The organism is Vibrio sp. QJM3NY_15 (assembly GCF_057785995.1).
Map to the genome: position 1 here is coordinate 772338 of NZ_CM173518.1, position 13787 is coordinate 786124.

General features: G+C 45.8%; 9 protein-coding genes. 4 read left to right on the forward strand and 5 right to left on the reverse strand.

Features of this window, described 5'->3' with window-relative positions:
* Nucleotides 1–201 precede the first annotated feature (201 nt).
* The 4 genes from AC3CKG_RS19870 to lhgO all read left to right on the forward strand — a co-directional run bounded on the left by AC3CKG_RS19870 (nt 202) and on the right by lhgO (nt 6504).
* Nucleotides 202–1542: a sigma-54-dependent transcriptional regulator gene (locus tag AC3CKG_RS19870; RefSeq protein WP_488529870.1), complete on the forward strand. Its 1341-nt coding sequence runs from the start codon at nt 202–204 to the stop codon at nt 1540–1542.
* 320 nt (nt 1543–1862) lie between these two features.
* Nucleotides 1863–2876, forward strand: coding sequence for a TAXI family TRAP transporter solute-binding subunit (locus AC3CKG_RS19875; RefSeq protein ID WP_048610053.1), 1014 nt, complete (start codon nt 1863–1865; stop codon nt 2874–2876).
* Between the two features lie 206 nt (nt 2877–3082).
* On the forward strand, nt 3083–5260 hold the full coding sequence (locus AC3CKG_RS19880; protein WP_102502656.1) for a TRAP transporter permease: 2178 nt from the start codon (nt 3083–3085) through the stop codon (nt 5258–5260).
* Between the two features lie 26 nt (nt 5261–5286).
* Nucleotides 5287–6504, forward strand: coding sequence for an L-2-hydroxyglutarate oxidase (gene lhgO, locus AC3CKG_RS19885; protein ID WP_372138848.1), 1218 nt, complete (start codon nt 5287–5289; stop codon nt 6502–6504).
* Nucleotides 6505–6611: 107 nt separating this feature from the next.
* On the opposite strand, the gene AC3CKG_RS19890 is transcribed toward lhgO, so the two are convergent.
* From AC3CKG_RS19890 to AC3CKG_RS19910, 5 genes are all read right to left on the reverse strand, one after another.
* Nucleotides 6612–7385: an ADP-ribosyltransferase gene (locus tag AC3CKG_RS19890; RefSeq protein WP_065111637.1), complete on the reverse strand. Its 774-nt coding sequence runs from the start codon at nt 7383–7385 to the stop codon at nt 6612–6614.
* Nucleotides 7386–7400: 15 nt separating this feature from the next.
* A complete protein-coding gene (locus AC3CKG_RS19895) occupies nt 7401–8150 on the reverse strand; it encodes an ADP-ribosyltransferase (protein WP_488529871.1) in 750 nt (249 codons plus the stop codon).
* A gap of 12 nt (nt 8151–8162) precedes the next feature.
* Nucleotides 8163–10760: a hypothetical protein gene (locus AC3CKG_RS19900; RefSeq protein WP_488529872.1), complete on the reverse strand. Its 2598-nt coding sequence runs from the start codon at nt 10758–10760 to the stop codon at nt 8163–8165.
* 239 nt (nt 10761–10999) lie between these two features.
* Nucleotides 11000–11413, reverse strand: a complete 414-nt coding sequence (locus tag AC3CKG_RS19905; RefSeq protein ID WP_102559973.1) for a methyl-accepting chemotaxis protein — start codon at nt 11411–11413, stop codon at nt 11000–11002.
* A gap of 694 nt (nt 11414–12107) precedes the next feature.
* Nucleotides 12108–13664: a M28 family metallopeptidase gene (locus AC3CKG_RS19910; protein WP_488529873.1), complete on the reverse strand. Its 1557-nt coding sequence runs from the start codon at nt 13662–13664 to the stop codon at nt 12108–12110.
* Nucleotides 13665–13787: the final 123 nt, after the last annotated feature.

Sequence of the window (13787 nt, forward strand, 5' to 3'; positions counted from 1 at the left end):
CAAATCCTTTTAAAACTAGTGACTTGAGAAGGTTTTCTGTTTGCTTTTTAAGCGAATGGAGAGTGAGACAAGTTGAAGCTAACAAACATTATAAAACTGTTAAAGGAGTGTTATTCAAAGTGGGAGCTAGCTCCTTTTCGTCTGCGGATTTTTTACATACCGTGGGCGACATTATTCAGAGGTAAGTGGCGGAACCAAACCATGCAGCGTATAGCTTTGATTGAAGATGATGCAATTGTGCGTCAAGCAACCAGCCAATGGTTACAATTAGCTGGCTTCGATGTCACCGCATTTGAGGTTGGGCAAGATGCGTTAAACGCGGTAGAGCAGGGTGATTTCCAAACCATCATCACCGACGTTCGTTTACCAGATATTGATGGTGTTGAGTTGCTTGCGCGATTTAAGCAGTTAGTACCTGAGGTGCCTGTCATCTTGATTACGGGTCACGGTGATGTCGATATGGCCGTGAAGGCGTTACAGCAAGGCGCGTATGATTTCATTGAAAAGCCATTCGACCCTGAGCGCCTCTCTCAAACGGTTTCGGAAGCGGTCGACAAACATCAAAGTGGCCAAGACAGAAACAGTCGTCAGAACTATCTGGATAACCTGAAGGGCATTGAACAGGTGCTGATTGGTCGCAGTAAAGTGATGTGTGAATTGCGAGAGCAAATACAAAAAGTCGCCTCGATTGATACCAATGTGATCATTTATGGTGAAACTGGCTGCGGTAAAGAGCTGGTCGCTTCTTGTTTGCATGAGTTTAGCCTGCGTAAACCCCATCCGTTTGTACCGCTTAACTGTGGCGCAATCCCAGAAAATCTCTTTGAAAGCGAGCTGTTTGGACACGAAGCCGGAGCGTTTACTGGTGCGGCCAAACGACGCATTGGTAAGCTGGAATTTGCCGACAAAGGCACAGTGTTCCTTGATGAAATAGAAAGTATGCCGCTGTCGATGCAGGTCAAAGTGCTGCGCACCTTGCAAGATAATGTCGTAGAACGCGTCGGCGGTAATCAGCAACAACATGTTGATCTGCGAGTGGTCTCTGCCTCGAAAAGCGATCTACTGAATCACCCCTATTTTCGCCAAGACCTTTTCTATCGTTTGAACGTTGCCCAACTGCATTTACCTCCCCTTAGTGAACGAGAAGACGATGCTTTGATTCTTTTCGAACACTTCACTCAAGAAGCGAACAGTGAAACCCGAGTTGCCAGTGAGGCCGATCGCTATGCCTTGTTGTCGTATGCGTGGCCGGGCAATGTGCGTGAACTGCGCAATGTTGCGATTCGTTTTGCGTTGGATGAAAGCTTAACAGTGGGCGATATCTTGGCGTGTCGCCCCAATTCTGTCACAGAGTCCACAACGGCAGGCATCCCGTTGGCGGTTCAAGTGCAGAGCTTTGAACGGAAAGTGATTCATGATGCGCTAGTGCGTTATCAGGGGCGTATCAATGATGTGATGCAAGATTTGGATTTACCCCGTCGAACATTGAACCAAAAGATGGTGCGTTATGCGTTGAACCGAAGCGATTATGTCGATTCGTAAGTGATGATGAGATTAGAGAGGCTGTCTGAATCAATGAGCAAAAAATGGCTCATCATATATTTATCATTTTATAAACATTGATCACGCAAATGTAACACAGTGTGACTTGGCTACCTTTAATCCGATGTTATTCGCGGTTTGGGATAAGCAAAAAATAGCTCATTGATTCGTAGTCAAATAAGCAAGAAATGGCTTGCTTTAGGTACGATTTGAAATAAATATCAATTAAAACAGTAACTTGAAAATTGGCATTGTGCTTGCTATCTAGCAATTGTTGTTAACAAAAATATAACGTGAATAACTCTACATGGAGAGTAATAATGAAATACAACAAGCTAGTTAAAACTTTAGCAATCGCAATGGCCTCTATCGGCCTTATCAGCAATGCCTCAGCTCAAGAAGATCGCAGCTACATTTTAGCGACGGCCTCAACGGGTGGTACTTACTATCCAGTGGGTGTGGCTTTAGCGACATTGAGTAAAGTTAAGCTTGCGCCAAAGCAGCACTTTTCTTTGGCGGCTATCAGCTCAGCAGGATCGGGCGAGAACGTGAAACTTCTCAATGAGAACGAAGCACAGTTTGCCATTCTGCAAGGTTTATATGGCGCGTGGGCGTGGCAAGGGCTTGGTCCATATGAGAAGTCAGGCAGTCAAAAACAACTGCGTTCAGTCTCTATGTTATGGCAAAACGTTGAACACTTTATTGTGCGTTCTGATCTGACAGAAACGGGCACCATGAGTGATCTAGAAAATCTAAATGGCAAGAAATTCTCTATCGGTAAGAAGAACTCAGGTACAGAGAATTCAGGACGCCAGATCATGCAAGGTCTGTCGGTTAACCCAGAACAATTTAAACTCGCCTTTATGGGTTACGGCGGCAGTGCCAGCGCACTACAAAATGGCACTATCGATGGCATGAATACGCCCGCTGGCGTGCCTGTTGGTGCGGTAACTCAAGCGTTTGCAGCCTTGGGTGAAGACATTCAAATCCTGTCGTTTACTGATGCGCAAATCAAGCAAGCGAACGGCGATTACAACATTTGGACTAAATATGAGATCCCTGCAAACACTTATCCAGGTGTTGATAAGCCGATTACCACTATTGCTCAACCCAATTTTCTAGCGGTTCGTGAAGACATTTCTGAAGAAGACGTGTATCAGCTGACCAAAGCTATCTATGAAAACCTACCTTTCCTACAAGGTATCCACAAAGCAACCAAAGCAATGGCTCTCGAGAAAGGGATCGCAGGTCTGCCTGTTCCGCTTCACCCGGGCGCTGCACGTTACTACCAAGAAGTGGGCATCGATGTCCCTTCTGAGTTGATCGTTAACTAGCTTATCTGTTGTCAGGTAGCTATTGGTTCGTGAGTTAATGATTTGTCGCTAGCTAACTGTTGGTCTGTGAACTAACGGTTTGTTGCCCTCAACTAACCCCTTCGTGACTTAATTGCTTGGTGCACGTTCGCTCAAGAATTTGTTCGTGCGCCTCCTCACTTTATGGATTTTCTCTTCGTGTTTGCTGCGGAGAGCAGGAGTTTTCTATGAGCGATTCGCTGCAGCAGGAACTGAAAAAATTTGAACTGCCGACCCGAACGGATTTTCCGTGGGTAGGCAAAGCGATAACAACAATGGGAGTGATCCTCTCGTTGTTACACATTTGGTTTAACACCTTATCTACCTTGCCTGAGCTCTGGATCTCGGCGACCCACTTCGCCGGTTTTGCGATCATTTGTGCGCTTTGGTATCCCGCCCATATCTCACTGAAAAAAAGCAAAATTGCTCTGGCGGTAGACATCGGAATCGCTTTGGCGGCTCTGGCTTGTCTTATCTATATCCCCTTTGCAGAAGACGCCCTTTATGAGCGAGGCGTGAAGTTTATCGCCAGTGATTGGTTCTTCTCTATCTTGGCGATTGCCATCGTTATTGAGCTGATTCGCCGCACCATGGGCTGGTTTATTCCGGTGCTTATCTTGGTGTGTTTGAGCTATGTGGTGCTGTGGGGACAATGGACCAGCGGCATCTTCCACTTCCCGGGTCTAAGCCTTGAAACACTGCTTTATCGAAGCTTTTACTCATCAGAAGGGATGTTCGGTTCGATCTCTAGAATCAGCTGGACCTTCGTGTTTATGTTCATTTTATTTGGCGCATTCTTAGTGCGTTCGGGTGTCGGTGATTACATCATTGATGTGTCTCGCGCAGCGGCTGGCAAGGTGATTGGTGGCCCAGGCTTTATCGCGGTAATTGGCTCAGGCTTGATGGGATCGGTGTCTGGTTCGAGCGTAGCAAACACCGTATCGACGGGTGTGATAAGTATTCCGTTGATGCAAAAGGCAGGCTTCCCTTCGCGTTTCGCGGCAGGTGTTGAAGCGGCGGCATCGACGGGCGGGCAGTTGATGCCACCAGTGATGGGGGCAGGGGCGTTTATCATGGCGTCTTACACCCAGATCCCTTATGTCGACATCATTGCGGTTTCCTTCTTACCTGCGCTTATCTACTTTTTGTCTGTGGCATTTTTCGTACGTATTGAAGCAAAACGCAGTGGCGTGCAAAAAGTCACTTCTGGCTGTGAACCTCTATTGAAGGTATTACTGTCGGGCTGGCACAACCTGATCCCATTAGCGGTGTTGGTGACTCTGTTGGTGAAGGGCTTCACGCCGACTTACGCAGCGGGTATCTCGATTCTGTCTGTCGTGGTGGCTTCATGGTTCTCTAAAAATCACAAAATGGGTCCAAAGGCGATCATCGAAGCGCTTTCTCAAGGCGCAAAAAACATGGCAACCACGGCGGTATTGTTGGTGGGTATTGGCCTCGTTATCAACGTGATCAGTACGACCGGAATTGGTAACACCTTCTCGCTGATGATCAACAGCTGGGCGAACGGCGACTTGTTGGTGATGATTGCCTTAATCGCGTTGGCATCTTTGATTTTGGGTATGGGCTTGCCAGTAACCGCGGCTTACATCGTGTTGGGTACTCTGTCTGCTCCTGCTCTGTACAAGCTGATTGCTGAAAGCCAGTTGCTCGACTTGCTGGTTTCAGGTCAGTTACCTGAACAGGCAAAAGCCATCTTCATGTTGGCGGCACCAGACAAACTGGATTTACTAAATGCGCCAATGGCACTCGAAACAGCCAAAGAGATGATTGCGTTAGTCCCTGCTGATTTTGTCGAAACGCTACTTGAGCAAAGCTTAGGCTTGGAAGCAATCAGCCTTGCACTACTTTCTGCACACTTGATCATCTTTTGGTTATCGCAAGACAGCAATGTGACTCCACCGGTTTGTTTAACCGCATTCGCCGCCGCAACCATTGCTAAAACGCCACCGATGAGAACGGGATTAATGGCATGGAAGATCGCAAAAGGCTTGTACTTAGTGCCATTGTTGATTGCCTACACCAACTTAGTAAGTTGGGATGTGACCTCCGTTTTGGTCACGGGTGGTTTTGCTATTATTGGTACTTACGCGTTTGTTGCTGCGATTGAAGGCTATCTAGAAAATAAAATTAATCTGCTGACTCGTGCTGTGTTAATCGTGCTGGGTGTGGCATTGGTTTGGCCTGACATTTCCGTCGTGATTCGCCTAGTGTGCGTTGCACTTTTCGTTGGTCTCTTTATTCACACGGCTCGTCAATACGATGCTAATCAAGTGAAAAAGGAATCGGAAGATGAGCAAGAATCTTTGCCTCAAACCGAACCTGACACTGTCGCGTCTTCCCTATAATTAAAAGGATTGAATGTAGGAATATTATGAACTCAACATACGACTATATTATCGTTGGTGGTGGCATTGTTGGCGTGTCGACGGCATGGCAATTACAGCAAGCTCATCCTGACAAAAGTATCCTTTTAGTCGAAAAGGAGCGTGGCTTTGCGCAGCACCAAACAGGTCATAACAGTGGTGTGATTCACGCTGGCGTTTACTACGCTCCGGGCAGTTTAAAGGCGGATTTTTGTAAGCGTGGCGTAGAGCGCACCATCGCCTTTTGCAGTCAGCACGATATCCCTGTCGAAAACTGTGGCAAGCTGTTGGTCGCGACCAATGAGCAGGAAGTGGAGCGCATGAACGCGCTCTATCAACGTTGTCATGATAACGACATTGATGTCGACCTCTTAGATCAAGCGCAGCTGAAACTTGCCGAGCCGAACATCACGGGCTTGGGCGCGATTTATGTGAAAACCACCAGTATCGTCGACTACAAAAAAGTCACCGAAGTGATGGCTCAAGAGTTTGTTGAAGCGGGTGGTAAGCTCAGCCTTGGTACTGAGGTGATTATGGCAGATGAGCAAGAAGATGAGGTGCAGTTAACGTGCAAAGTAGATGGTCAAACTCTACAACTGAACAGCCGATTCTTGATTACATGTTCAGGTTTGATGGCCGACAGAATGACCAGCATGCTTGGCATTGAAACAGACTTCCAAATCGTCCCATATCGCGGTGAATATTATCAGTTGGATGCTAAACACAACCAAGTGGTGAATCATCTTATCTATCCTATCCCTGACCCAGAACTGCCTTTCTTGGGCGTGCATTTAACACGCATGATTGATGGCTCCGTAACAGTAGGGCCAAATGCAGTTCAAGGCTGGAAGCGAGAAGGTTATGGCAAGCTTAACTTTAGTTTCAAGGACACTTGGCAGATGCTGAGTTTTACGGGCTTTTGGAAAGTGACTGCGAATAATCTAAAAACCGGTTTGGTCGAGTTTAAAAACTCGTGGTGGAAGCCGGGCTATCTAAAGTTAGTGAACAAATATTGCCCGAGCATTACGGTGTCAGATTTCAAACCTTACCCAGCAGGCATTCGTGCCCAAGCTGTACTGAAGGATGGTACCTTGGTTCACGACTTCTTGTTTGCGGAAAGCCCAAGAAGCTTGCACGTGTGCAATGCACCATCGCCAGCGGCGACTTCGGCGATGCCGATTGGTGAGTATATTTGTGGCAAGGTGATGCGTAAAACCGCCAGATAATAGCGCTAGATTAGCGAATCTCAGTAATAAAAAAGACCATCATAATGATGGTCTTTTTGTATTTAATCGCTTGTTAAGAGCATAATCTGAGAAGACGGTGCATCACGCTACAGGCAGTAGAGGGAACTGCGATTTCGAAGGGAGACTTCTTCACCATTAAAGCTGTCGTATATATGGATATCGGGTTCAGCCTTAAGATAACGACTAGGGTTTTTTACCTCTCTCATCTTGATGTAGTTTTTGTGTGGCGATATTTTTTCAATCGCTTCTACTCGATAGTAAGTGTTGGGTTTAGCGAGTATTTCAGCTTCATCCGGTTTGAACGTGTAAGCATTGATCGCCCGACCTGCTGACTTTAATTCAATTTTGAATTGAGCGGCAGAGGCGCCTTCGTAAACACCAGCCGACGAAAAGTTCTTGGCAACACTCGGTAATGTCGAAGTCGATAAAAACGCTTTCTCGTGCAGAATGTCACCGATGTTGAGCTTTTCCAGTAGCGAGTTCTTGATTGATGAACCTCGATAAACGGTACCCTTGTAGTTGGGTAATTTATTCATCACATTCCGCATATGAAAGACTCGCGACTTTAATGTTCGACCAAACATTTCTGACAAATACCCTTCAGGTTCTCCCGCCCTCATGTATTCATTGACCACGTCGTGATCCACTCGGCCATAGTTTTTGATTGCGGAATACTCTTCTGGCACCATCTTTTTTTCTGCTTTTACATGGTGCGTCGTTGCCCAATCCATCAAGTCATCCGCAATTTGTTGTTGCGCCTGATAGGAGAGTGAACGCCCTTTAAACTCAGGAAACTCCTCACTTTGTGCCGAAAAACTTGTCATTAAAGAGAGACAAAGCACTCCAATAAATTTTTTCATTGCTTGATCCTTAGTTTATGTGCAAACGAGAGAGTGCCAAAATGACGCTTCTACTTCTTCGCCTGAATAGAGGTTATATTTCTGAGTATTTTTGACGGCAGACGCCTTCACTGTCTCAACGCCGATGTAGGTATGGTTAGAAGTTCGCTCTATCTGGGTGATTCGAAAGTGTGCATTTGGCGCAAATAGAACCTCTGCTTCTTTGCTGTATTCCGAAAGCCCTGCAATGGTGTGACCCCCTTGATTGATCTTTACTTCAAACAGCACTCGCTTGAGCCTTTGTGGGGAGTTGGGATGCACTACCGAAAAGCGCTTAGCGACTTCTGGGAGAGTAGAGGTTGAAGTAAATGCTGGCTCGACCAACACGTCCCCCTCTTCGAGCTTGTTAAGCAGAGATAGTTTTACCCAAGTCCCTCGATAGGCGGTCCCTTTGTATTTTGGCAGCTTGTTGAGAGCCGATTTAACCGTGCGAATGTACTGCCTCGCATCCGCCCCCGCGACACCCCATGTTGAGGTGTCAGTTGCTCTTAGGTAGTCATTAGCGGTCTGATAGCCGGAAATTGAAAAGTCTTCCACAGCTTCCTTTTCATTGGCAGTTATGAAGGAGTAGCGCCAACCATTGGAAGCCTTTGACCAGTCGTTGAAGTCTTCTGCTAGCTGGGTGACCTCTTCCTCTGAACGGTTTGGCTGTTTGATCGCATCAAACGGTTGAGAGAAGGCAGTAAAACTCAGACAACAAAGAAGTAATAAAAAACGAATATTCATAGTGGTCATCCGTTATTGGTATTGGTAGCTGTTTGGGCTTAAGTCGCAAGGAATGCCGAAAGTATTCTGGTTGATTACGGCAGACTGAAGTGCGCGAAACGTATTAAGTTGTTGTCGAGTGACTGCGTCGTACCATTCTGAGATAGGTGAAAGCCAGTACAGATCTTCTTCTTCAGCCACACTGAGAAGAACTCTCTTAAGGTGCGGATAGTAGATCAAGCAGCTGCGACCCGGTTTGTTGGTAAAGCTTTCATTGGTGCGGCTTAAGCTGTCTAGTTTTTGGTTGAGTTCTGAGGCTGGATTAAACAGTGCCTCAATTGAGCGCTCCAAACGGGCATCATAGTTATCAGGGATAATGTCTGAAATTAGGTATCGCATTAGGTGCGCGGGTAGCATTTCAGAGAATAGAGCGGGAACATCCTCTAATCCAGAAGCGTAATGCCCTGTAGAAATGTGCTGTGAGTGGATGATTGACGTGTAACGTTGGAATTGGCCCACTTGTGAATGTAGCCACTCAATACCGTTGCTGTCTGACACGCTTATCGCCTCGGCAAGTCGAGTTTTCACTATTCCTTTAGCCAGCTGTAGCGTATTACCTTGCAGGTCCGTAATGTCTAGCGATGAAGACTTGAGTGCTGAGTAAATTAATGGCGCGTTAGTTTCGAGATCGGCACTACCTGGATAAGTAAAACTAAAAAATTCTACTGCTTGCTTGGCCTGCCATTCGCTTGCCAGCGCCACAGCGATGAGGCTTTCGAGCTTTTGATAACGCTTTGAGTGTACATTTGCGTATTTGCCCGAATAGTTAGTATGCCAATTGTTGATGTAATGCAGCGACGATTGACGTGATAGGTTCACTGTTTGAAGGTAAGAAGGGCTCCAGCCTGCGCATGAACTGCCACCTGTACATTTACCTCCTAGTTGCGCGGTTGAATCTAACAGCCAGTGATAAACCTGTTGTTTATCGAATTCGGCTTGTTGTTTTAGGCGTTGCTGTGCAGAAAAATTCAAGATCTGTTGCTCTAACCAATGCTCCTCGTCTTCTGAGTTCCAGCCATTGGCAATCAAGGTGCTTAGCGTATCGAAAAGAACTCGCTTCACCACTTCTTTATTCGGCGGGTAGATTTGCGCAATAACCGTATCTTCAGATGGATTAAACGGGCGAGTTTCCGCTGGTATCCAAGCATATTCGACACAGCCACGAAAATTAGGATCTCCTCCGAGAATACCAATACGGACGCACTTTCTGTAACCGCTTTGGAGAACAATCTCTTTGTTGCGTATTTCTTGTGTGCTCGCAGGGCGGCCAAGAATGCTGCGTGTCATTTCGTCGATAGCGTTTCGTTCCGCTTGCGCCTTGAGGAAGTTATGCATGGTGTCTACAGAGCCTGAACTGAATAGTTGTTCAACGGCGATTTCACCTTGTGTAAACATCTCTTTTTGCAGCTTACTCTTGAGCAAATTGACATGGTTGTCCGCGGTTTCAATGATCTGCGTCTTTGCTGCTAACGTTCGGGTATAAAGTTGTTCCACAGCGGCTTGGTCAAGGCCCGGAATTTGTCCTGTTCGCAAGGCATCAAGTTTGGTAATCGCTTCATCCAGTAGTTGTTGCTGGCAGTGTTGGAGTTTGGCAAGAGCTCGATTGGCTTGGCGTTTTGACGGCACCGCTGGTGGACGGTTATTGTTTTCTTCAACATCTTGTTGAGGGTACAGCTCTGCCAATGCTTGGGCTTCTTCGTTACAGCTTAAGGCAATGTCTGATGCGAAAAGGCGAGAACCTTGATGATCGACTGCAAGCTCGCTAAAGAGGGTTTTGCGCAGTTCATGCTCGACACCTGTAATCAGCTCTTCTGCCATGATGGTTTGAGCTTGAACGACTTCTTGATAATGCTGTTGGTATTTGAGTGCAAGATCGGTCGCGAAGCCTTGTGCTACTGCGTTTAACATAGCCTGCTGTTTGGATGCGAGTTCAGCCCAATGGTTTTTGTCTCTCAGATCTTGCTGAGTAATCAGGTCATCATGAACGCGATAACTATAATGGTCACCCGCCGCAATCCTATCCCAACGGCTACTCAATATTTGACGATCTATTTCTCTGGCTGGAAGCTTTAATACGCCAAACCAATCGACCAACTCCATAACGGTGGCGAACCTGTCATAAGAGGTGCGCGATTCGTCCTGAAAGCTATTGGCCACGTCATTTGCCCAAAGGCCGACTGCAACCGCATCACCAATTGGGCCCAAAGCTTCTAACGCGCCTTTTGCCAGGTTACTGGTTGAACGCCCCAAGGTTTCCATTAACCGTGTCGCTTCTACCGGTTCAATTGCAATCGCCGAGGCTGGCCCTGTATCCAGTAATGTGGCGGTTTCTGGCAAAATATCACTGGCTTCGGATAGAGATGGTTTTAAGTCGATAATGTGTTCCGGCGCCGATGGAAAAAGGTTTTCAGGGGTAATGCCATCACTAAATGCATCGTAATTTTTTTGGCGGATTTGGTGGAAGCTTTCACTATCTAAGACGTTATATTCGTCCCCGATCTTACAGATTTCAAAAGCGCCGGCGCTAGATGAAATTATGGCCGAAATGAGCGCTAATCTATTTAATTTCATAGAGTTATCCTTATTGTTTGTGGAGTTGTTTGCTTATTTTAGAAAGCAAAAAGCCTCTCCTTGCCAATATGGCAAAGAGAACGCTAGGGATTTAGTGTGTTGGTTGATACGATAAATCGTTGAATCAAGCCTCCTTAGAGGTGGCTTGATTGTTTAACTTCGATGTTGTCAGTAGGGGGAACTACTTCTCCTACTTAGTGTTAAATGAACACAGGTTTTAACCGTTTATCTTGAACGTGCTAACCGCTTACGGGAGCCTTGTGATGGATGTCCGCAAGACTCTGATTAATTTCTCCAGCGACAAGCGTTTGCTCTACCGTCGCGGTGGTAATTTGAGACTTCCTATCTTCAACAGTGGTGATTGAGTTGTTGGCCTCGTGTTGAAGTGAGGTGATAACGTCTTTAACTTTGGTGGTACTTTGTTGAGTACGGTTAGCGAGGTGGCGAACCTCATCGGCTAAGATGGCAAAGCCAAGTCCTTGAACACCAGCGAGTGCAGCTTCGATGGGGGCACTAAATTTGTATCCCAACGGTTTTCTGTTACTTACGGTTGACGATTTTTTGAAATTTTTCCAATTTAATAAGCTCGTCGTCATGATTAAAATGACAGTTAATCCCGTAAAAGAAATAATGTTTTTTAGTTTATTACTCATAACTAATCCCAATATAAGTAGTGTTTGATTTGTATAATTCAGGGTTGTCCCTGCTGAATTGAAAACAAAACTTATAAAATGCACATATAAACTCGAATAATTTATAGATAATATACATCCGTTTGATATATGCAATATTTATTATATGTATTGGTTGTCTGCCTTTATGATTATGTGGAGTGCTGGATTTAATTGAACCAGTTCTTCCTTATGTCGCCGATCTGGTCTTACTTGTTGTTTTTGTTGGCTATGTGTTTGTTGTCGCTTACTCCGTTTTTAGTATTTATCCTCTTTTATTACATGGGTATGATGTTGAGCCTCGTTAAATAAGTAATTAAATAAGCGTTTGTGAAATTATATTTAAATAGACGTTTGGATTTGGGGGTTAGGTATTTTTTTAACGAGTTAGAGAGCAATAGAATAAGCATTAACTAATTAAGTGATCGCTTTATTATTCGTGTTGGTTATTTATAGAATTGAATATAAGGTAGGCGTGTTGGGATTAAGGGATTAAAATTCCTTAGTTAAAATATAACTTTTTATTTATATTCTGGGATTCTTAATTAGCTTTTGGTGAAGTAACTATTTTCATCTACATCTACACTTACGTTACCACTGAAAAAAACGCAGCCAGTTCAGCTGCGTTATGTTTTTGCCTAAGTAGTTTGCCAATAGGTTAGCTACTATTGGTTAGTTACTGCAAACCCGGCACGAAGTTAGCGACAATGGTGACATCGTTAAAGTTACGGTAGCCGCGAACCATGATGTTGAATTCACCCGCTGGTTTGTTCAATACACACTGTTCGTTGCTGCTGTTCTGGTATGGACGGCAATCGTAGCTCGCTTTCGATACGGTACCATTGTGTTTCACATAAAGGTCGGCATCGCCACTACGAGGGCCTGTTAATGTTACCGTTAACTGACCTGCACTTTCCGTCGTAAATGTGAAGAATTGCTCTTCACCATATCCTGCAGTAAGTCCTTCAACAGGCACGTCATTTTGCAGCTTTTTAGGGCCCGTAACTGGCGAATCAAGGCTGGTTTCGACAAGGTAAGCAATGGCTAGTTTGGCGAACTTGGTCGCGTGTGTCGCCGTTGGATCGGAGTTTTCAAGTGTGTCGTGCTGAGTATGAATATTTGGGTTGTAGTCGTTGAACATGCTCTCGAATGGCATGGCGGCTGGGTAGCCAACATTGTGCCAAGAGGCGTGGTCAGAACAGGCATAGCCACAGTCATCGAAACCGTAACTGATGTCACTAGCATAAGTGTCGATCAGCTCGCTCAGGTAGGCGGTTAAGTTACTATCGGTATAGTCTGTGATGAAGGTAATATCGTGCGCTGAACCGTTGTAGTTGGTCATGTCTAATTGCAATACTGACACAACGTTTGCTTGCTCGTCTCTTAATGCATTGGCGACATCTTGTGAACCGCGCAGTCCCACCTCTTCTGCGGCATAGCCATAGAACTTAATGGTTTTGTCTGGCTGAATGCCACTGGCGATCATCAGGCGAAGCGACTCTGTTACCGTTGCAATACCAGACGCATCATCATCGGCTCCCGGTGAGATGGTGCCTTCGCTTGTCCAAGAGCCAACGGTCGAATCAAGGTGTCCACCAACAACGACGATCTCTTCAGGATATTTAGCGCCAAGCAGTGTCACTTCAACGGATTTCTGCGGGTATTCGGCATGCGTGATCTGGCGTGCAGATGCGTACGGTACATCTTTAATCTCGGTTTCCCAACGCTCTAAAAGCCAATCTGAAGCAGCGACACCAGTAGAAGTAGTATAAAAACGGTTGGTGAAGTTGGTTAGATTTTCAATGGTTGTGACCATGTTGTTCGGCTCGACCTGAGCGAGTAGGTCGTTTACTGTATCTTGATGGCTGATCACTGGCTTTTCGAAGGTGCTAATTGTCAGTGGCATCGCTGCGGCTTTGAGTGCGCTTGCTTTGTCTTCGTGCACCATGTAGCCACCACAACGGTGGGTTTCTTCGTGCATGTGGCTGGATAGTTTCGCCAGCTCTTTCTGGTTGATTTTCGCGACGATGGAATGCTTGTTTCCAGTCACGCTTGGGTAAACTGTTGCGCCATGTTGAGTCATTATATGCTGTGCGTCAGCATCGGTGGTGATCCAAACTTCTTCGTTCGCTGGTGGTGTAATACCTAGGGATGCGTAAGCCGAAGTACTGGTGGTTAAGGCTAAAGAACCTCCGAGTACAGCCAAAGCTAGCATGCTTTTTTGAATAGCCATTTGTCGTCCTTTTTATGGTGAGTATTGTTGTGGTGATTGTTGTGAATTTTGTTTAGTGCGTGGATGTTTTTGTGTAGATGTTTCATTTTCTAAACAGATAACCGCGAAAAGGGCCCCTTTCGG